12 protein-coding genes are annotated in these 20,009 nt (G+C 64.7%); 4 read left to right on the forward strand and 8 right to left on the reverse strand.

Annotated elements, in window-relative coordinates:
• Nucleotides 1-184: 184 nt before the first annotated feature.
• From FJ418_RS20075 to FJ418_RS20095, 4 genes are all read left to right on the forward strand, one after another.
• Nucleotides 185-1,825, forward strand: a complete 1,641-nt coding sequence (locus FJ418_RS20075) for an acyl-CoA synthetase (protein ID WP_140868581.1) — start codon at nt 185-187, stop codon at nt 1,823-1,825.
• Between the two features lie 360 nt (nt 1,826-2,185).
• The gene (locus FJ418_RS20085; protein WP_140837213.1) at nt 2,186-2,791 is read left to right on the forward strand and encodes a TetR family transcriptional regulator; all 606 of its coding nucleotides are present in this window, start codon (nt 2,186-2,188) and stop codon (nt 2,789-2,791) included.
• An 80-nt stretch (nt 2,792-2,871) separates the two neighbouring features.
• Nucleotides 2,872-4,005: an efflux RND transporter periplasmic adaptor subunit gene (locus FJ418_RS20090; protein WP_181167009.1), complete on the forward strand. Its 1,134-nt coding sequence runs from the start codon at nt 2,872-2,874 to the stop codon at nt 4,003-4,005.
• A 314-nt stretch (nt 4,006-4,319) separates the two neighbouring features.
• Nucleotides 4,320-7,472 (forward strand): efflux RND transporter permease subunit, encoded by a 3,153-nt coding sequence (locus FJ418_RS20095; protein ID WP_140868584.1) that lies wholly within the window; start codon nt 4,320-4,322, stop codon nt 7,470-7,472.
• A gap of 169 nt (nt 7,473-7,641) precedes the next feature.
• Here FJ418_RS20095 and FJ418_RS20100 read toward each other — a convergent pair whose 3' ends face one another.
• The 8 genes from FJ418_RS20100 to FJ418_RS20135 all read right to left on the reverse strand — a co-directional run bounded on the left by FJ418_RS20100 (nt 7,642) and on the right by FJ418_RS20135 (nt 20,009).
• Nucleotides 7,642-9,351 carry an APC family permease gene (locus FJ418_RS20100; RefSeq protein ID WP_140868587.1) on the reverse strand — a complete coding sequence of 570 codons (1,710 nt, stop codon included), beginning with the start codon at nt 9,349-9,351 and terminating at the stop codon, nt 7,642-7,644.
• A gap of 265 nt (nt 9,352-9,616) precedes the next feature.
• Nucleotides 9,617-11,986, reverse strand: a complete 2,370-nt coding sequence (locus tag FJ418_RS20105; protein WP_140868590.1) for an aminomethyltransferase family protein — start codon at nt 11,984-11,986, stop codon at nt 9,617-9,619.
• A gap of 111 nt (nt 11,987-12,097) precedes the next feature.
• Nucleotides 12,098-12,724, reverse strand: coding sequence for a sarcosine oxidase subunit gamma family protein (locus tag FJ418_RS20110; protein WP_140868593.1), 627 nt, complete (start codon nt 12,722-12,724; stop codon nt 12,098-12,100).
• The gene (locus tag FJ418_RS20115) at nt 12,717-15,698 is read right to left on the reverse strand and encodes a sarcosine oxidase subunit alpha (protein ID WP_140868596.1); all 2,982 of its coding nucleotides are present in this window, start codon (nt 15,696-15,698) and stop codon (nt 12,717-12,719) included. Before FJ418_RS20115 ends, FJ418_RS20110 begins: the two co-directional genes overlap by 8 nt.
• Nucleotides 15,698-15,973, reverse strand: coding sequence for a sarcosine oxidase subunit delta (locus FJ418_RS20120; protein WP_140868599.1), 276 nt, complete (start codon nt 15,971-15,973; stop codon nt 15,698-15,700). Before FJ418_RS20120 ends, FJ418_RS20115 begins: the two co-directional genes overlap by 1 nt.
• Before the next feature lie 73 nt (nt 15,974-16,046).
• Entirely contained in the window at nt 16,047-17,300 is a 1,254-nt protein-coding gene (locus FJ418_RS20125; protein ID WP_140785354.1) for a sarcosine oxidase subunit beta family protein, read from the reverse strand.
• Nucleotides 17,301-17,335: 35 nt separating this feature from the next.
• Entirely contained in the window at nt 17,336-18,643 is a 1,308-nt protein-coding gene (gene glnT, locus FJ418_RS20130; protein ID WP_140785353.1) for a type III glutamate--ammonia ligase, read from the reverse strand.
• Nucleotides 18,644-18,680: 37 nt separating this feature from the next.
• Nucleotides 18,681-20,009, reverse strand: coding sequence for an FMN-binding glutamate synthase family protein (locus FJ418_RS20135; protein WP_140785352.1), 1,329 nt, complete (start codon nt 20,007-20,009; stop codon nt 18,681-18,683).

The following is a 20,009-nucleotide window of genomic DNA, read 5'->3' on the forward strand; positions in this document are numbered from 1 at the left end:
TAGTCACGGCTCTCGACAAAAGTCAAATTTGCCTGCGTGAGCTGCGATCGCCTCACGGTGGGGCTCCATCCGGATCGCCATTCCACCAAGCCGGCGCAGCATAGCATTTTCAGCCGCGGAAGGGGGATAGCGTGACGAAGGGCCTAAGGTTAGAAGGTTCGAAAAGAACCTTGGGGAGGACGGGATGGCCAATCCCTACGAACAGGATCTCGACAGGAACGCCGCCAACCACCAGCCGCTGACGCCGCTCACCTATCTCGAGCGCGCGGCCAAGACCTATCCCGACCATGTCGCCATCATCCATGGCAACCAGCGCATCACCTATCGCGATTTCTGGCGCCGCTCGCTGAAGCTTGCTTCGGCGCTGTCGAAGCACGGCATCGGCAAGGGCGATACGGTGACGGTGATGCTGTCCAACACGCCGCCGATGCTGGAAGCGCATTTCGGCGTGCCGATGACCAAGGCGGTGCTGCATTCGCTGAACACCCGCCTCGACGCCGCCGTCATCGCTTTCCAGCTCGACCATGCCGACTCGAAGGTGCTGATCGTCGACCGCGAGTTCTCGGGCGTCGTCAGGGAAGCGCTGGCCTTGGCCAAGGTGAAGCCGTTGGTCATCGACTATGACGATCCTGACTATGCGGCCGACGCGCCCTATCCGAAAGGAGAGCGCATCGGCTCGGCCGATTATGAAGAGTTCGTCGCCGGCGGCGACGAGGCTTTCGCCTGGTCGATGCCCGATGACGAGTGGGACGCCATCTCGCTCAACTACACCTCCGGCACGACGGGCAACCCGAAGGGCGTCGTCTATCATCATCGCGGCGCGGCGCTGATGGCCTACACCAACACCATCCATGCCGGCATGGCCAAGCACGCGGTCTATCTGTGGACGCTGCCGATGTTCCACTGCAACGGCTGGTGCTTCCCCTGGACTTTAGCCGTGCAGGCCGGCACCCATGTCTGCCTGCGCTGGGTGCGGGCAAAGCCGATGTATGACGCCATCGCCGACCATGGCGTCGCGCATCTGTGCGGCGCGCCGATCGTCATGTCGGTGCTGATCAACGCGAAGGACGAGGACAAGCGACAGTTCGCGCAGACCGTCACCTTCAACACGGCCGCGGCGCCGCCGCCGGAGGCCGTGCTCTCCGGCATGGCCGACGCGGGCTTCGCCGTCACCCATCTCTACGGCCTGACCGAGACCTACGGTCCTGCCGTCGTCAACGAATGGCACAATGAGTGGGACGCGCTGGAAAAGGGACCGAGGACGGCGAAGAAAGCGCGCCAGGGCGTCCGCTACGCCTCGCTCGAGGGCCTCACGGTGATGAACCCGCAGACCATGGTGGAGACGCCGGCCGATGGCGAGACCATCGGCGAGGTCATGTTCCGCGGCAACATCGTCATGAAGGGCTACCTGAAGAACAGGAAGGCGACCGACGAGGCCTTCGCCGGTGGCTGGTTCCACTCCGGCGATCTCGGCGTCATGCACCCCGATGGCTACATCCAGCTCAAGGACCGTTCCAAGGACATCATCATCTCGGGCGGCGAGAACATCTCTTCCATCGAAGTCGAGGACGCGCTCTATAGGCACCCGTCGGTAGCTTCCTGCGGTGTCGTTGCCCGCGCCGACGAGAAATGGGGCGAGGTGCCGGTCGCCTATGTCGAGCTGAAGCCGGGCAAGGCCGCGACCGAGGCCGAGATCATCGAACATTGCCGAGGTCTGCTGGCGCGCTTCAAGGTGCCGAAGACAGTGGTGTTTGCCGAAATCCCGAAGACCTCGACGGGCAAGATCCAGAAGTTCCGGTTGCGGGAGCTGGCCAAGAGGGCATGAGCCTCAAATGGGCGATGCCGAGTTCCCGCCCACCCCCCTCTGGCCTGCCGGCCATCTCCCCCGCAAGGAGGGAGATCAATCTCGTCACCGCTTTCGCCAACCGCCAAAGTCGCAAGGTGAAGCGCCGTCGCTGAAGCTGCCCATCTCCCCCCTTGCGGGGGAGATGTCCGGCAGGACAGAGGGGGGTGCGAAGGATCGCTGCGCTTAAGAATAATCTCTTTCTCATCACACCGCAGACCCTCGTAACTGTCACCATCTGTCACCAATTATACGTGTACGTCGATTTCGCGTTGACTCCCGGTCGCTTTCCCTTTACGACTGACGAAAATTGAAATTCGTCACTCGTAAAACGAAAGCGCCATGTCAGAAGCCGCCAACATCGTGGCAGACCCCGCCAGACAGGAGAACGTGACGCGCATTCTCGACTGCGCCGAGCGCCTGTTCCGCCACTACGGCTACGGCAAGACCAACGTCGCCGACATCGCCCGCGAACTCGGCATGTCGCCGGCTAACATCTACCGCTTCTTTGCCTCCAAGGTCGAAATCCACCAGGCCGTCTGCGGCCGCATGCTCGGCGCCAGCTACAAGATGGCCTACGAGATCATGCACCTGCCGATCAGCGCCGAGGAGCGCCTGCGCCGCTACATCCATGCCCAGTACAAGATGACGCTGGAGGTCATGCTCGACCAGGAGAAGGTGCATGAGATGGTGATCGTCGCGCTGGAGCGCGATTGGGGCGTCATCGACAAGCATGTCAACAGCATCCACGACCTCTACGCCGAGGTGATCCGCGAGGGCATCGAGGCTGGTGAATTCAGACAGCAGGATCCCGAGACGGCTTCGCGCTGTTTCGGCGCCGCCACAGTCATTCTCTGCCATCCGCAGATGGTGGCGCAGTGCCTTGCCAAGACCAATCGGGCGATGCCCGACGAACTTATCGACTACGCCATCAGGGCCTTGAAATAGAAACTGTCCGCCGGGTGCCGGCAGACGATCATCTCCAGTTCGGGAGTGCTAAGGTGTCATTGTCCAGTTCTATCCTCCGAATGCTGCCGTCCGCCGGCCTCCCAACCGCCGCCATCGTCGCAGCAGTGCTCAGCCTCGCCGGCTGCAGCCAGGAGAAGGCCGAGGTCGTCCAGGAAGTCGTCCGGCCGGTGAAGGTGGTCGAGATCGGCGAGGCGCAGACCACCCGTCAGCTTGATTATTCCGGTTCGGTGCGCGCCCGCACCGAGATGAATCTCGGCTTCCGCATCGCCGGCAAGGTCACCGAGCGTCTGGTCGATATCGGCCAGCACGTGAATGAGGGCGACGTGCTCGCTCGCGTCGATCCAGCCGATTACGAATTGTCGGTGAAGAGCGCTGCTGCCAGCCTCGACGCCGCCGAGCGCCAGGTCGAGACCGTCGACCTCGCCAGGAAGCGCGCCGAACAGCTCTATGCCAAGAACTTCGCGCCGAAATCGCAGCTCGATCAGGCGCGGCTGACCTACGACCAGGCGGTGGCGACGCGCGATGCCGCGCGCTCGACGCTGGCCCAGGCGCAGAATCAGGTCCAGTATGCCGATCTCAAGGCCAGCAAGAACGGCATCGTCACCGCCATCTCCGCCGATGTCGGCCAGGTGGTCGCCGCCGGCACGCCGGTGATGACCGTCGCGGTCGATGGCGAGAAGGAAGTGTCGATCGCGGTGCCGGAGATGGATATCGCAGGCTTCAAGCCCGGCAAGGAGGTCAAGGCGAACTTCTGGTCGGACGAAGGGCTCACCCTTGACGGCAAGGTCCGTGAAGTCGCCGGCAGCGCCGATCCGCAGTCGCGCACCTTCGCCGTCCGGGTTTCGCTCCCCAACGATCCGCGCGTGCTGCTCGGCATGACCGCCAATGTCCAGGCGACCGTCGGCAGCAAGGCGCAACTGGTATCGATCCCGCTGACCGCGATGACCGAGAAGGACGGCAAGCAGATCGTCTGGACGGTCGATCGCGCCTCCGACACGGTGCATCCCCGTCCGATCAAGGTCGCCAACTTCACCGCCGACGGCGTCGCCGTGGCCGACGGCCTGAAACAGGGCGACGTGGTGGTCGCGGCTGGCACCCAGTTCATGACCGAAAACCTGAAGGTCAAGCTTTCCGGCGACGCCCAGCAATCCGCCTCGGCGGATGACGTCGCGACCACCAGCAGCCTGCACTGATGCTTGTCGCCCAAAAGTGCGAAGCGGTTTTGGGACAACGACATGCATCGAACTAAGACCTGAAGTCAGGCGCAACAGACGCCTTTCCCGCTCTCGCTGCGTCAAGCCGCGGGCCGGGGAAGGCATGGGTTCCGGGCGGCGAACGCCCGATCGTGAGATGCCGGCATGTTGGCTCCCCCGCAGCAGTGCCGCGTCCAGCGCGATTTGCGAGTCTCTCTCCGCTTGAGGGGTCCCGCCGCCCGGAAGCCCACCGAACTTAGAAGCGGCATGCCAAGCGAGCGTGCCTTGCCGATCAATTGGACTGGACGTGTGCCATGACCACCACCGACAGCAGCACTGAAAAGCGGCCCTTCAACCTTTCGCGCTGGGCGATCGGACATCCGAGCATCGCCCGCTTCCTGTTCGGCCTGATCATCCTTGCCGGCGCCCTCGGCCTGATGCGCATGGGCCAGAAGGAAGACCCGGATTTCACCTTCCGCGTCATGGTGGTGCAGGCGGTCTGGCCCGGAGCCTCGATCCAGGACATGGAGGACCAGGTCGTCAACAAGATCGAGCGCAAGCTGCAGGAAACGCCGCATCTCGATTTCGTCCGCTCCTACACCCGCGCCGGCAGCGCCATCATCACCTTGCAGGTCAAGGGAGACACCAATGCCGAGGAGGTGAAGGACGCCTTCTACCAGGTGCGCAAGAAGGTCGGCGACATCACCAATGAATTGCCGCAGGGCCTGCTCGGCCCCTATTTCAACGACGAGTTCGGCGACACTTTCATCACGCTGCATTCGATCAGCGGCGACGGCTTCACCTATCCGGAGCTGAAGAAATTCGCCATCCAGGCGCGCGACATGCTGTTGACGACGCCTGGCGTCGAAAAGGCCGTCATCATCGGCGACCAGCCGGAGAAGATCTATATCGACGTCTCGTCCAAGGCGCTGGCCGAGCGCGGCCTGACCATTGTCGACCTGCAGAACGCCGTGAAGGGGCAGAACGCCGTCGATCCGGCGGGCTCCGTCGACACCGGCCTGCGTTCGGTGCGCATCTCGGTCGAGGGCGACGTCACCAAGGCTGCCGACATCCGCGAGCTGAGGCTGCGCTCCGGCAGTCAGGTGACGCGCCTCGGCGACATCGCCACGGTCTCTTCCGGCCTTCAGGATCCTTACGACAACAAATACCTCTTCAACGGCCATGAGAGCGTCCAGCTCGGCGTCGTCATGGCCAAGGGTTTTAACGTCAGGGACGTCGGCAAGGATGTCGAGGCAACCTATCAGCGCTTCGAGGTGGGGCTGCCTTACGGCGTGTCGGTCGACCAGATCTCCGACCAGCCCCAGGTCGTCAAGGACGCGGTGAGCGAGTTCATGGAGGCGCTCGGCGAGGCGCTGCTCATCGTCCTTGCAGTCTCGCTGCTGTCGATCGGTTGGCGCTCGGGCCTGGTGATAGCCATCGCCATCCCGCTGGTCTTGGCCGCCACCTTCGCCATCATGTACGAGATCGGCATCGACCTGCAGCGCATCTCGCTCGGCGCCCTCATCATCGCGCTCGGCCTGTTGGTCGACGACGCCATGATCGTCGTCGAGATGATGGAGCGAAAGCTCGAGGAAGGGCTGGTAAAGATCGAGGCGGCAAGCTTCGCCTACACCTCGACCGCTTTCCCGATGCTGACCGGCACGCTGATCACCACGGCTGGCTTCATCCCGGTCGGCTTCGCCGCCTCGACCGCCGGCGAATATGTGCGCACGCTGTTCTATGTCGTCGGCATCGCGCTCGTCGTGTCGTGGTTCGTCGCGGTCTATTTCACGCCGTGGCTGGGCTACATGATCCTTAAGCAGCGCAAGCATGCCGGCACCCATCATGATGTCTTCGATACCGGCTTCTACCGCCGCCTGCGCGCGACCGTCGCCTGGGCGGTGCGCCACCGCATCATCGTGCTGGTGATGACGCTGGTCACCTTCGCCACCAGCCTCTGGGCCTTCCAATTCATCCCGCAGAACTTCTTCCCGCAATCCTCGCGCCCGGAAATCCTGGTAGACCTGTGGCTGCCGGAAGGCACCTCGATCAAGGAAGTCGAAAACCAGGCCAAGTCGTTTGAAGGCAAGATGGCGGACGATCCGGACAAGCGCTTCATCGCCACCTATATCGGCGAAGGGGCGCCCCGCTTCTTCCTGCCGCTCGACCAGCAGCTCCGCAATCCGAACTTCGCCCAGCTCCTGGTGATGGCCAAGGACGAGCCCGCGCGCGAGCGGCTGATCGTCAAGATGCGCAAGATCCTGGCGCAGGACTTCCCCTCGATCCGCGGCAAGGTCGACCGTCTCTTCCTCGGTCCGCCGACGGGCTGGCCGGTGCAGATGCGCGTCATGGGCCCGGACCGCAAGGAAGTGCGCCGCATCGCCGATGAGGTGAAGGCGAAGTTCCAGGCCAATCCGCTGCTCGGCGCCATCCATGACGACTGGCTGGAACCGGTGCCGGCGATGAAGCTGGTGATCGACCAGGATCGCGCTCGCGCCCTTGGCGTCACCTCGCAGCGCATCCGCCAGATGCTGCAGGCCACCATGTCCGGCGCGCCGCTCGACGACTTCCGCGACGGCGAGGAGACGGTCTCGATCGTCGCCCGCGAGCCGGACGCCACCCGCAAGCTGCTGTCCTCGGTCGACTCCGTCTATATCCCGACCGACTTCGGCGGCTCGGTGCCGTTGTCGCAAGTGGCCAAGGTCGTGCCCGTCATGGAGCAGGGCATCGAATGGCGGCGCGACCGCCTGCCGACGATCAGCGTGCGCGCCACGCTGCCGGACGGCGTGCAGTCGAACGACGTCGTCACCAAGATGTACAACGACATGAAGGACCTGCGCGCCGGCCTGGCGCCTGGCTACAAGGTCGAAATCCAGGGCGGCGCCGAGGATTCGGCCGAGAGCCAGGCCTCGATCGCCGCCAAGGCGCCGATCATGCTCGCCATCATCGTCGTGCTCCTGATGGTCCAGCTGCAGCATTTCGGCAAGTCGATGCTGGTGCTGGCCACTGGCCCGCTGGGCATCATCGGCGCCGCCGCGGCGCTGCTGATCAGCGGCGCGCCGTTCGGCTTCGTCGCCATCCTCGGCGTCATCGCGCTGCTCGGCATCATCATGCGCAACTCGATCATCCTGGTCGACCAGATCGACCAGGATATCGCGGCCGGCATGGAGCGATCGGAAGCGATCGTGGGTGCTGCCGTGCGCCGCTTCCGGCCGATCATGCTGACGGCGCTGACCGCCGTGCTGGCGCTGATCCCGATCTCGCGCGCCGTCTTCTGGGGGCCGCTCGCCTACGCCATGATGGGCGGCATCCTGGTCGCCACCGTGCTCACCATCCTGGTGCTGCCTGCCGGCTACGCCCTGTTCTTCGGCCGCGCGCCGAAAAAGGCCAAGACCGACGAGCAGGCGCCTGAGCCGGAGAAGATCGAAGGCATCGAACGGCCGCAGCTGGCCCTGGCCGCGGAATAAGGTGGCAACCTGGAATCATCTGCCATCGTCATCGGACGGTGACGGATGATCTGCATGTACGGGCAACCACGTCTCGACGACGCCATGCGCCGGTCAGTCTTCGCTTACTGGCGCCAAATGAAATGAAACGGGCGCGCCGAGGCGCGCCCGTCTCTTTCAGGTTGCCATGTCAGATGACGAACACCCAGTTGGCGATCAGCATCACCGCCACGCCGGCGATCAGCGTCAGGTAAGGCAGCATGCCCGCTTTCTTGACCGAGAGGTCGGCGCCCGCCATGCCGAGGTCGGCCAGCATGTGATCGGGGAACTTGCCCTTGTCCTGGATGTAGTGGCGGAAGCAGAACACCGGGATGATCAAGGCAGCGGTGATCAGGCCGGCCCACAGCGCCATCGGGTTCCACACCTTGGCGCCGGCGCCCATGAAGATGGCGTTGACATAGGCGAAGATCGCGCCGATGCCGAGCAGCCAGGTCGGCGCCTTCCAGGGGCGGTTGATGTGGCCGTTGTCGATGCGATGGATCCAGCCGGCGTTGAGGTTGAGGAAGTTGAAGATGATGTAGCCGCAATTCGACACCGCGAGGATGAAGAAGAAGCTCGTCGCGTCGGCCGAGGCGATGGCCAGCACGATCAGGTTGAAGCAGAGGTCGGTCCACATCGCCCGCGTTGGCGCGCCATGCTCGTTGACGTGGCTGAGATAGCGCGGCAGCCAGCCGTCGACCGAACCCTGGTAGAGCGTGCGCGAGGAGCCGGCCATCGCCGTCATGATGCAGAGCACCAGGGCCAGGATCATCAGCATGACCAGCAGGCTGTGGATGATCTTGCCGCCGCCGACCATGCCGGCCAGCGCGTCGGCGACGCCCGAGCCGTCGACGATCGGCGTCGCCAGCATGCCGTTCAGGCCGAGCACGCCCTGGAAGGTGAAGGGCACCAGGATGAACAGCAGCATGCAGAGCAGGCCGGAATAGAAGATCGCCTTGAACGTGTCGGTGCCGGGGTTCTTGAACTCCGATGTGTAGCAGACGGCCGTCTCGAAGCCGTAGGTCGACCATGCCGCGATGAACATGCCGCCCAGCGCCAGCGTCCAGCCGGCGATGTTCCACGAACCCGGGTCGGGCGCGTAGGCGGCCGCCAACGGCACCAGCGGCGAGAAGTTCGCCCAGTCGATCTGGCCGGTGAAGATCGGCACGACGCCGACGATCAGCATCGGGATGATGACCAGAAGGCCGATGTATTTCTGCACACTGGCCGTGCCGAGGATGCCGCGATGCTGGATCGAGAAGATGATCAGCATCAGCACCGCGCCGATGAAGAAGGTGGCGTTGAAGGTGAACGACACCGGGCCGAGCGTGTGGCCCCACAGCGACCATGTGCGGATCGCCGGCGTCGCGGCGGCCGTGACCGCGGCGATCGCGTCGGCGGGTGCGGTTCCGGCATGCGCGGCGATATAGGCGATCACTTCCGGCGAGGTGTCGGTGAAGATCGGCACCGGTGCCAGCGCATTGAGGATATAGGCGGCCGCGATCGAGCAGCCGAGCGACAGCACCGGCGTCCAGGCGAACCAGTTGCACCACACCGACAGCGGCGCGATGAATTTCGAGTAGCGCAACCAGGCCGTCGCGCCGTAGATCGAGGCTCCGCCCGACTTGTTCGGAAACAGGCCGGCGATCTCGGCGTAGGTGAAGGATTGCAGGAAACCCATGATCATGGACACCGTCCAGATCAGGAAGGCGAGCTTTCCGGTCGTCCCGGCAATGCCGCCGATCGAGAACAGGACCAGCGCTGGAACGCCGCTTGCCACCCAGAAGGCGCCACGCCAGTCGATATGCCTGAGCAGCTTGCTTTCGGCAGGCTGCTCGAGGGCCGTGCTTATCGTGCTCATATCTTGTGTCTTCCCCTTTTTGTTGTTCCCCGCCAGCGACGCTTCGGCTCTCGCGAAGCTTGCTCCCCGGCAAATCAGCGTCGACCCGTCGTGTTTCCACTCAGTCGTATTTTTTTCTTAAGAGTGAAGATTGATCCGGCGCGCTTTCGCGTCAAGCGTTTTGTGAATGTCATGCACATTACGCTTGCGAAACATTGACCCGACCGCCGCCGGTGGCGGCCGGCGAGGGTCGGATCCGCCTCGGGAGGCTTTCAGAAACCCAGCTTTAGGAACGCGGTTTGGTCTTCTGCGGATCGTAATGGGCGAAGGCGACGACACGCGCCGGCAGCCGCTTGGCATGGCCGTCGAGCTTGCCGATCTCGACCTCCGTGCCGATCTCGGCGTGAGTGACGTCTAGCCATGCCAGCGCGATGGTCTTGCCGAGCACCGGCGAACGCATGCCGGAGGTGACGACGCCGATCTGGGCGCGGCCGACATGGACGCAGTCGCCGTGGCCGACGGCGACATTGGCATCGATGTCGAGACCGACGAGCTTGTGCTGCGGATGCTCCTTGCGCCGGATCAGCGCGTCGCGGCCGATGAAGTCGTCGGCCTTGGTCTTGAGTGGCACGGTGAAGCCAATGCCGGCCTCGAACGGATCGGTCTGGTCGGAGAATTCGTAACCGGCGAAGATCAGTCCCGCCTCGATGCGCACCATATCGAGCGCCTGCAGGCCCATCGGCTTCAGCCCGTGCGGCTGGCCGGCCTCCCAGACGGCGTCGAACACTTTTTCGGCGTCGCGCGGATGGCACCAGATCTCGTAACCGAGCTCCCCCGTATAGCCGGTACGCGAGACCACGACCGGAATGCCGTTGCCGCCGCCAATGCGCGCGACGGCGAAGCGGAACCATTCGAGCTCGCCGATCGATGGCTGCACGGGCGAGGTCCAGACCACTTCCTTCAATATGTCGCGGCTCTTCGGTCCCTGCACGGCGATGTTGTGCATCTGGTCGGTGGAGGAGCGGACCAGCACGTTGAGGCCGAGTTTTTTCGCCGTCTCGCGCAGCCATTCGCCGGAAAGATCGTCGCCGCCGACCCAGCGGAAATTATCCTTGCCGAGCCTGAGCAACGTCCCGTCGTCGATCATGCCGCCATGCTCGTAGCACATCGCGGTATAGACGACCTGGCCGACCCCAAGCTTCTTGACGTCGCGGGTCAGCGTGTATTGCAGCAGCGCTTCGGAGTCCGGGCCGGTGACCTCGAATTTGCGCAGCGGCGACAGGTCCATGATCACGGCATCCTGCCGGCAGGCCCAGTATTCGGCGATAGGCCCTTCCTTGGCGAAGGAATTGGCCAGCCAATAACCCCTGTATTCGACGAAGTCGCGCGTGTGCTTGGCAAAGCTCGAATGAAAGGCTGTCTCGCGGGTCATTTTCGGTTCCGAGTCGGGCTTCATGCGTCTGGCGATCGCTCGCGAGAATTTGTGCTGGCCGGAATAGGTCCGCACATGGATGTCGGTGAGGTCCCAGCCATTGGCGGGCGTCGTGTCGTCCGGGCAGGCCGAGGACACGCAGACGATGTCGGTGAGCGCCCTCAAGAGCACGTAGTCGCCCGGCCGCGACCACGGTTCGTCCGACACCATCACGCCATGCGCGTCGATCGCCGTGTTGAAGAAGAAGTTGATCGCCATCCAGCCGGCGCGGGGCGTGACACCCTTGTCTGCCAGCGCCTTGTTGAAATTCTCCGAGCAGTTGGTGTGACCGGGATAGCCGATGTCGTCGTAATATTTAGCGGCGCAGGCGAGCGCGAAGGCGTCGTGCCGGCCGCATGTGTCCTGCACCACCTCCACCAGCGGCTCCATGTCCTGGTCGTAATATTTCGAATGCAGGCCGGGCATCGGATAGGCCGAGCCCATCAGCGTGCGGGTCGTCGTCACGTCGAGCGGCAGGTCGCGGTCCTTGTCCAGCTTGCGCGCCGAAAAACACTGGAAGTCGGTGCATTGCCGGCCATCGACATCGATGATCTGCAGATAGTCGCCGGCCTTGACGAAATAGGATTCGGCGGTCGCCGAATGCACTCTGAGATCGAGCACCGGATCGGCGAGCGGATCGGGAAGCTGCGACCTGGTCTTCAGCCGGATCGTGGCGCGGCGCACCAGGACGGTGAGCGGCGTCGCCGTGTTGTGGCCGTCGACCAGCATCGGCCCGCCAGGCGCCGCGATCAGCAGCGCGCCGTCGCGCTGGACGGAAAAGCTCTGCTCGGTGCCGGCTGGCGTGGCGCCGCCGAACACGCGCACGGCCTTTGGCTGGTCGAGCTCTACCTTGCGACGCTCGAGGCTGAGGCGCAGCGCCGAAAGGCTGTCGTCGCCCTCGGCGAGCAGCGCCTTGATGCCGGCTGCATTGCTGTTCGACCGTTCTCCGAAAATGCCGGGATCGGTCGTGCCGGATGTATCCCAGGCCAGAAGCTCGCAGGGCTGCCCACCCTCGACATTGGTCACGCTGACGCTGTCGCCGGCCTCGACGTCGATCAGCACCGCGCCGTTGCCCTGCACGGTATAGCGTTCCATCCCCGGCGGCAGCGCGATCTGGCCGGGCCTCAGGATCAGGCTTGGACGGGGCGGTCCGGACAGGACGGCGGGGTAGGGCGACCGGCTCATCTCAAACCCTCCTCCGAGCGAGAAACAAGTTTGCCTGTGTGTAAAATTATTTTCGCTGAGAGAATAGCAGGGCGATGGCGTTTGGCAAGGCGAGAAGGGAAAGGCGCGTCGCTATGCCAACTCTTCGGAATGGCTGATCGTGACGCCATACTCGGCAGCCGAGTCCAGAATCGTGTGCCACAGGCTCTCCGCGAAGGTCGCGAACACCAGGAGATTGAACACGGCGCGTCCGTCCGCCAGGTCGTCACCGCGCCACAGCGTGACGCTGGTATGATCCATCGATGTGGCAGCCGCCGCGCCGACGCCGAACACATCCGGATGCAGATCGATCGACGACTGCTTCGCAAGCATCGCGCGCGCCTTCTCGCCAGAGACGCTGATCAGCGCCCGCGCATGCGACTGGTCGGACAGCGAGGCCGAGCCGGCAAAGACAGGCGCAAGCCCATCCATCGTGTACTTGCCGCCTTTGGACAGCACGAGGAACTGGCCGGGTCCCGACCAGATCAGTGTCGCGTCGGCCGCGTCGACCGCCCTGGGCGTTTCCGGCGCGGCAACGCCGAAGCGCGTCTTTGCGGCCTTCGCCATCTTGGCAGCCTTGCCGCGCCGCGCCATGACCTGCACGAGGTCGAAATTGCGGATCTCGGTCAGCGAAACGCCGGCTTCGCCTTGCGCGCCGTAAGCGCCGGCGACCAGCGCGCGGTCGAGCGGGCTGCGGACATCCCAGGAAAAATCAGCCACGCTGGCGCCCTCCATCCGGATCGTAGAAGACGGAATTGCAGAGCTCGACATCATAGTCCTCGCCGCGCAGCGGATCATGCGCCCGCACGATCTCGCCGATGCGCTCGCGCCCGCGCTCGACAAGGCCGAGCCCGATCCACTGGTCGAGCACCGGCGAGAAGCAGACCGAGGTGACATAGCCCTGGTCGCTGCCGGGGCCGGGTGTTTCGCCCTTCGGGATGATATGCGCGCCGGAGCGCAGGCGGCGTGCCTTGTCGGTCGGCTTGATGCCGACGACCACCTGCCGGTTCGGCGCGACCAGCGCCTCGCGGCCGGCCATGACGCGGCCGATGAAATCCTTCTTGGTCGACATCATCTTGCCCAGGCCGAGATCGCCCGCCGTGGTGGTGCCGTTGAGTTCCGGTCCGGCGACATGGCCCTTTTCGATGCGCATCACGCCGAGCGCCTCGGTGCCGTAGGGCGTCACGCCAAACGGTTTTCCCGCGATCATCAGATTGCGCGCCATGGCCTCGCCGTAACGCGCCGGCACCGAAATCTCGAACGCCATCTCGCCGGAGAAGGAAATGCGGAACAGCCTTGCCTTCTGGCCGCCGCGCAGCTTGACCTCACGCGCGCCCATGAACGGGAAACCTTCATTCGACAGGTCCTCGGCCGGATCGACGATCTCCTTGAGCAGGTCACGCGTCTTCGGTCCGGCGATCGAGAACTGCGCCCATTGGTCGGAGACCGAGGTCAGCTGCACGTCGAGCTCGGGGAACAGCACCTGCCGGCAGAATTCCAGGTGCTGCATCACCAGTCCGGCCTTCGCCGTCGTGGTGGTGAGAAAGTAATGGTCCTCGGCCAGCCGCGAGGTCGTGCCGTCGTCATAGACGATGCCGTCCTCGCGCAGCATCAGCCCGTAGCGCGCCTTGCCGACGGCAAGGCTGGAGAAGGCGTTGATATAGACGCGGTCGAGGAAGGTGCCGGCGTCTGGCCCATGCACATCGATCTTGCCCAGCGTCGAGACATCGCAGAAACCGACGCCGCTGCGCACCGCCTTGACCTCGCGGGTGACCGATTCCAGCCAGTCCTTCTCGCCCGCGCGGGGGTACCACTGCGCGCGCTTCCAAAGGCCGGTGTCGACAAACACTGCGCCCTGTTCGGCCGCCCAGTGATGCGACGGCGTCAGCCGCGTCGCATGGAAATTCTCGTCGCGGTGATGGCCGGCGAAGGCTCCGATGGCGACCGGCACGTAAGGCGGCCGGTAGATCGTCGTGCCGGTCTCGGGAATGGATTTGCCGCTGACCGCGGCCATGATGGCGAGGCCGGCGACATTCGAGGTCTTGCCCTGGTCGGTCGCCATGCCGAGCGTCGTGTAGCGCTTCAGGTGCTCGACCGATTGAAAACCCTCGCGCTGCGCCAGCTCGACATCGGAAGCGGTGACGTCGTGCTGCTGGTCGACGAAGGCCTTGCCCTTGCCGGCGACATGCCAGAGCGGGGTGATCGAAAAGGCTTCGTCGTCGGCGACCGGCATCGATCCGATATTGCCGCTGCGTCCGGCATCGCGTGCCGCGGCAGCGCCGGCTTCAAACCCTTCGCGCAGGCAGGCGCCAAGTCCGAAAGCGCCGTTGGCCGCGCCCGCCGCGACCATGCCGGGCGGCGCGCCGTCCGGCACGAAGGCGGCTATGTCGTCGCGCCATTTCGGCCGGCCGCGATGATAGGAGGTGAGCCCGACCGCCGGATTCCAGCCGCCGGACACGGCGAGCCCGTCGGCCTCGACCTCGGCGCGCGCGCCGCCGGTCAGCGACACGGAGATCTTGCGCACGCCGCCCTTGCCGCCATCGACGCTGCTGACGGCGCCGTGCAGCACGGGGAAGCCGCCCTTGCTGGCCAGCGAGCGACGCGCCGGCGAAACGTCCGGCCGCGCATCGATCACCGCCGCGACCTGCAGTCCGGCGGCGATCGCCGTTTCGGCCGTGCGCCAGCCATCCTCGTTGTTGGTGAACAGCGCGATCCGCCGGGACGGCGTGGCGGCGTAGCGGTTGATGTAGCTGCGCATGGCCGACGCCATCATCACGCCGGGCGTGTCGTTGCCGGCAAAGACGATCGGACGTTCGATCGATCCGGCCGCGACCACGCAGCGCTTGGCCACGACGCGCCACAGCCGCTGGCGCACCTGATGTTCCGGCGGCACCGGCAGATGGTCGTTGACGCGCTCGATCGCACCATAGGTGCCACCGTCATAGACGCCGAACAGTGTCGTGCGCGTCATGACGCGCACATCCGGCATCGCCGCCAGTTCGGCAACCGCGCGCGCGACCCATTCGGCGGCCGGCAATCCGTCGATCATACCGCCATCGGCGAGCAGGCGGCCGCCGAGGACGAAATCCTCCTCGCACAGGATGACGCGCGCGCCGCAGCGCGCGGCGGCAAGCGCTGCCGCCAGGCCCGCCGGGCCGGAACCGGCGATCACCACGTCGCAATGCGCCCAGGCCTTGTCATAGTGGTCGGGGTCGGAAACCTGCGCTGCGCGGCCGAGACCGGCGGCGCGCCGGATAGCCGGCTCGTAGATCGCCTCCCAGAACTTCGCCGGCCACATGAAGGTCTTGTAGTAGAAGCCGGCGACGAAGATCGGCGCGAACAGCTGGTTGACCGACATCACGTCGAAATTGAGCGACGGCCAGCGGTTCTGGCTGGCTGCCTCGAGGCCCTCATAGAGTTCGGCCGTCGTCGCCTTTGTGTTAGCCTCGCGCCTCGCGCCGCTGCGCAATTCGACCAGCGCGTTCGGCTCTTCCGACCCAGCAGTCAGGATGCCGCGCGGGCCGTGATACTTGAACGAGCGGCCGACGAGCTTGACGCCGTTGGCGACCAGCGCGGACGCCAGCGTGTCACCCTTGAAGCCCGAGAACGTCTTGCCGTCGAAGCGGAAATTGAGCGGGGCCGAGCGATCGATGAGACCGCCATTGTTCAGCCGGTTTGCCTGATTGCCGCGCATCACGCACCAACCTTGGAGGCACCGGCGCCCGCCGCCGGCTCGACGGCCGAAATCTCATGCGTCAGCGTGTTGCGGGTGACCTTCAGCCAGGCCCGGCAGCCGCCGCCATGGTACCAGTGCTCGCTCATCATGCCGGCGATGTTGTCGCGCAGGTAGACATAATCGTAGACGGCGTCCTCGCCGGCATCGGCCGCGGGACGTTGCGGCTTGGCGTCGCCGAGATAGGTGAACTCGCCGAGTTCGCGTTCGCCGCAGAAGGGACAGGTAATGCGCATCGGTTTCCGGCTGTCCTCAGAGCATGATGCCAAAAAGTGTGGAGCGGTTTTTGGATAACATCGTGCTCTATCTCTAATGCAGGTTCGGTTGGGCGCCCTGGCCCTTCTCGTCGATCATGGCGCCGCGCTGGAAGCGGTCGAGGCGGAAAAGCGCGGCTTCCTTGTGCGATTGATCGCGGGCGATGAGGTGGGCGAAGACCAAGCCCGAGCCGGGCGTCGCCTTGAAGCCGCCATAGCACCAGCCTGCATTGATGTAGAGGCCGTCCACCGGGCTCTTGTCGATGATCGGCGTGCCGTCCATCGACATGTCCATGATGCCGCCCCACTGGCGCAGAAGCCGCACGCGGCCGATCATCGGGATCAGCGCCATGCCGCCTTCGCAGACATCTTCCATGACCGGCAGATTGCCGCGCTGGGCATAGGAATTGTAGCCGTCGATGTCGCCGCCGAAGACCAGCCCGCCCTTGTCCGACTGGCTGACATAGAAGTGTCCGGCGCCGAAGGTCATGACGCCGGGGATGAGCGGCTTGATCGCTTCGGAGACGAAGGCCTGCAACACATGGCTTTCGATCGGCAGACGCAGGCCAGCCATGGCCGCGACGCGCGAGGAAGAACCCGCCACCGCCATGCCGACCTTGCCGGCGCCGATCTTGCCGCGTGAGGTCTCGACGCCGGTCACCTTGCCATTGGCGTCGCGCGTGAAGCCGGTAACCTCGCAATTCTGGATGATGTCGACGCCGAGTTCGCTCGCCGCATGCGCGTAGCCCCACACCACGGCGTCATGCCGCGCCGTGCCGCCGCGCCGCTGCAGCAGCCCGCCTTGCACGGGGAAACGCGCATTGTCGAAATTCAGGAACGGCAGCATTTTCCTGAGCGCCGCCTGGTCGAGCAGCTCCGCATCGATGCCGTTGATGCGCATGGTGTTGCCGCGTCGGGCGAAAGCGTCGCGCTGCGCGTCGGAGTGATAGAGGTTGAGCACGCCGCGCTGGCTGACCATCGCGTTGTAGTTGAGGTCCTGCTCCATCCGCTCCCACAGCTTCATCGACAATTCGTAGAAGCCGGTGTTGCCGGGCAGGCCGTAATTGGAGCGGATGATGGTGGTGTTGCGGCCGGCATTGCCGGAGCCGATCCACCCTTTTTCCAGCACCGCGACATTGCGGATGCCGAACTCGCTGGCGAGGAACCAGGCGGTGGCGAGGCCATGGCCGCCGCCGCCAATGATCACCACGTCATAGCGATCCTTGGGCGCTGCGTCGCGCCAGGTCGGCTTCCAATTCTTGTGGCCGGAGAGAGCGGCGCGGGCGAGCGAGAAGATCGAATATTTCATCAGTTCATTCCGAGGTCGCTCGCACCGCCGAGATATCAGATATCCAGCGTGTGATCGCGTTCCCACTGCGTGAAGTGCGAAGCATAGGAATTCCATTCCTGCTGCTTCAGCTTTAGATATGCCGACGAGAATTCCTCACCCAGCGCCGCCTTGAGCGATTTGTCCTTGTCGAATTCGCGCAGCGCATCGAGCAGGTTGAGTGGCAGTCTCGGCGCGTCCGTAACGGTATGGCCGAGCTGATACATGTCGATGTCGTAGCGCTTGCCGGGGTCGGCCTTCGAGCGGATGCCGTCGAGGCCGGCAGCGATGATGACGGCCTGCAGCAAATACGGATTGGCGGCGCCGTCCGGCAGGCGCAATTCGAAACGGCCAGGCCCGGGCACGCGCACCATGTGCGTGCGGTTGTTGCCGGTCCAGGTCACCGTGTTCGGCGCCCAGGTCGCGCCCGAAATGGTGCGCGGCGCGTTGATGCGCTTGTAGGAATTCACTGTCGGGTTGGTGATCGCGGCAAGCGCCGAAGCGTGCTTCATGATGCCGCCGAGGAAGTTCCTGCCCTTGGCGGACAGGCCGAGCTCTTCCGAATTGTCGGCAAAGACATTGGTCTTGCCGGTCTCGTCCCACACCGAGATGTGCGCATGGCAGCCATTGCCGGTCAGGCCCTGGAAGGGCTTGGGCATGAACGTCGCGCGCAAGCCGTGCTTTTCGGCGATCGACTTGACCATGAACTTGAAGAAGGAGTGCTTGTCGGCGGTCGCCAGCGCGTGATCGAACGTCCAGTTCATCTCGAACTGGCCGTTGGCGTCCTCATGGTCGTTCTGGTACGGGCCCCAGCCCAGCGCCAGCATATGGTCGCAGATCTCGGCGATGACGTCGTAGCGCCGCATCACCGCCTGCTGGTCGTAGCAGGGTTTCGAGGCTGTATCGTATTCGTCGGAGATCGCCTTGCCGTCGGGCGAGATCAGGAAGAACTCGGCCTCGACGCCGGTCTTGACATGCATGCCGTCGCGGGCGGCTTCGTCGATCAGCCGCTTCAGCGTGTTGCGCGGCGCCTGGTTCACCTCTTTGTCGTCCATGATGCAGTTGGCGGCTACCCAGGCGACGTCCTTCTTCCACGGTAGTTGGATGACCGAAGCCGGATCCGGCACCGCCAGCATGTCCGGATGCGCTGGCGTCAGGTCGAGCCATGTGGCGAAGCCGGCAAATCCTGCACCGTCCTTCTGCATGTCGGCGATCGCCTGCGCCGGCACCAGCTTGGCACGCTGCCCGCTGAACAGGTCGGTGTAGGAGATCATGAAATATTTGACGCCGTTCTCCTTGGCGAATGCGGCGAGATCGTTCCCCATTATGTAGTTCCTCGCTTATGTGTCTTGGAAGTTTGTCCTAGAAGCCGTTCTTCCCCGGTATCCAGTTGGTACCGGCTAAAGGCACGCCGGCCATGGCGGCGGCTTCGATCGAGAGCGCGACGAGATCCTCTGGCTCGAGATTGTGCAGACTATTCTTGCCGCAGGCGCGGGCAATCGTCTGCGCTTCGAGCGTCATCACCTTGAGGTAGTTCGCCAGCCGCCGTCCGGCCGCGATCGGGTCGACCCGCTTCATCAGCTCGGGATCCTGCGTGGTGATGCCGGCCGGATCGCGACCCTCGTGCCAGTCGTCATAGGCGCCGGCCGTGGTGCCGAGCGCACTGTAATCCGCCTCCCAGCGGGGATCATTGTCGCCGAGCGCGACCAGCGCCGCCGTTCCGATCGACACAGCGTCGACGCCGAGCGCCAGCGCCTTGGCGACGTCGGCGCCGTTGCGGATGCCGCCCGAGACGATCAGTTGCACCTTGCGGTGCATGCCGAGGTCTTGCAGCGCCTGCACCGCCGGCCTGATGCAGGCAAGCGTCGGCTGGCCGACATTCTCGATGAACACTTCCTGGGTGGCAGCCGTGCCGCCCTGCATGCCGTCGACCACCACGACATCGGCGCCGGCCTTCACCGCGAGCGCGGTGTCATAGTAGGGGCGGGCGCCGCCGACCTTGACGTAGATCGGCTTTTCCCAGTCGGTGATCTCGCGCAGCTCGAGGATCTTGATTTCGAGATCGTCCGGCCCGGTCCAGTCGGGATGGCGCGAGGCCGAGCGCTGGTCGATGCCCTTGGGCAGGGTGCGCATCTCGGCGACGCGATCGGAGATCTTCTGTCCGAGCAGCATGCCGCCGCCGCCCGGCTTCGCGCCCTGGCCGACGACCACTTCGATGGCGTCGGCGCGGCGCAGGTCGCGCGGGTTCATGCCGTAGCGAGACGGCAGATACTGATAGACCAGTTGCTTCGAATGCCCGCGTTCCTCCTCGGTCATGCCGCCGTCACCGGTCGTGGTCGAGGTGCCGGAAAGCGTGGCGCCGCGTCCGAGCGCCTCCTTGGCCGGGCCGGAAAGCGATCCGAAACTCATGCCGGCGATGGTGATCGGGATCTTCAGCTCGATCGGCTTCCTGGCATGGCGCGAGCCGAGCACCACCGAGGTGTCGCAGCGCTCGCGATAGCCTTCGAGCGGATAGCGCGAGATCGAGGCGCCGAGGAAAAGCAGATCGTCGAAATGCGGCAGCTTGCGTTTGGCGCCGGCGCCGCGGATGTCATAAATGCCGGTTGCTGCCGCGCGGCGGATTTCGGAAAGCGTGTAGTCGTCGAAGGTCGCAGATTTGCGCGGCGTCGTCGGCGGGTTGCGGTAGGTCAT

The sequence above is a fragment of the Mesorhizobium sp. B2-8-3 genome (assembly GCF_006440815.1).
GTDB lineage: Bacteria > Pseudomonadota > Alphaproteobacteria > Rhizobiales > Rhizobiaceae > Mesorhizobium.

Bases quoted from the DNA above. Each gene is read 5' to 3' on its own strand.
- FJ418_RS20120 (WP_140868599.1), bottom strand. From the start codon at position 15,973: ATGCGCATTACCTGTCCCTTCTGCGGCGAACGCGAACTCGGCGAGTTC.
- FJ418_RS20075 (WP_140868581.1), top strand. From the start codon at position 185: ATGGCCAATCCCTACGAACAGGATCTCGACAGGAACGCCGCCAACCAC.
- FJ418_RS20090 (WP_181167009.1), top strand. From the start codon at position 2,872: ATGCTGCCGTCCGCCGGCCTCCCAACCGCCGCCATCGTCGCAGCAGTG.
- glnT (WP_140785353.1), bottom strand. From the start codon at position 18,643: ATGGGGAACGATCTCGCCGCATTCGCCAAGGAGAACGGCGTCAAATAT.
- FJ418_RS20115 (WP_140868596.1), bottom strand. From the start codon at position 15,698: ATGCGCGGCAATCAGGCAAACCGGCTGAACAATGGCGGTCTCATCGAT.
- FJ418_RS20125 (WP_140785354.1), bottom strand. From the start codon at position 17,300: ATGAAATATTCGATCTTCTCGCTCGCCCGCGCCGCTCTCTCCGGCCAC.
- FJ418_RS20105 (WP_140868590.1), bottom strand. From the start codon at position 11,986: ATGAGCCGGTCGCCCTACCCCGCCGTCCTGTCCGGACCGCCCCGTCCA.
- FJ418_RS20095 (WP_140868584.1), top strand. From the start codon at position 4,320: ATGACCACCACCGACAGCAGCACTGAAAAGCGGCCCTTCAACCTTTCG.
- FJ418_RS20135 (WP_140785352.1), bottom strand. From the start codon at position 20,009: ATGACCTACCGCAACCCGCCGACGACGCCGCGCAAATCTGCGACCTTC.
- FJ418_RS20100 (WP_140868587.1), bottom strand. From the start codon at position 9,351: ATGAGCACGATAAGCACGGCCCTCGAGCAGCCTGCCGAAAGCAAGCTG.
- FJ418_RS20085 (WP_140837213.1), top strand. From the start codon at position 2,186: ATGTCAGAAGCCGCCAACATCGTGGCAGACCCCGCCAGACAGGAGAAC.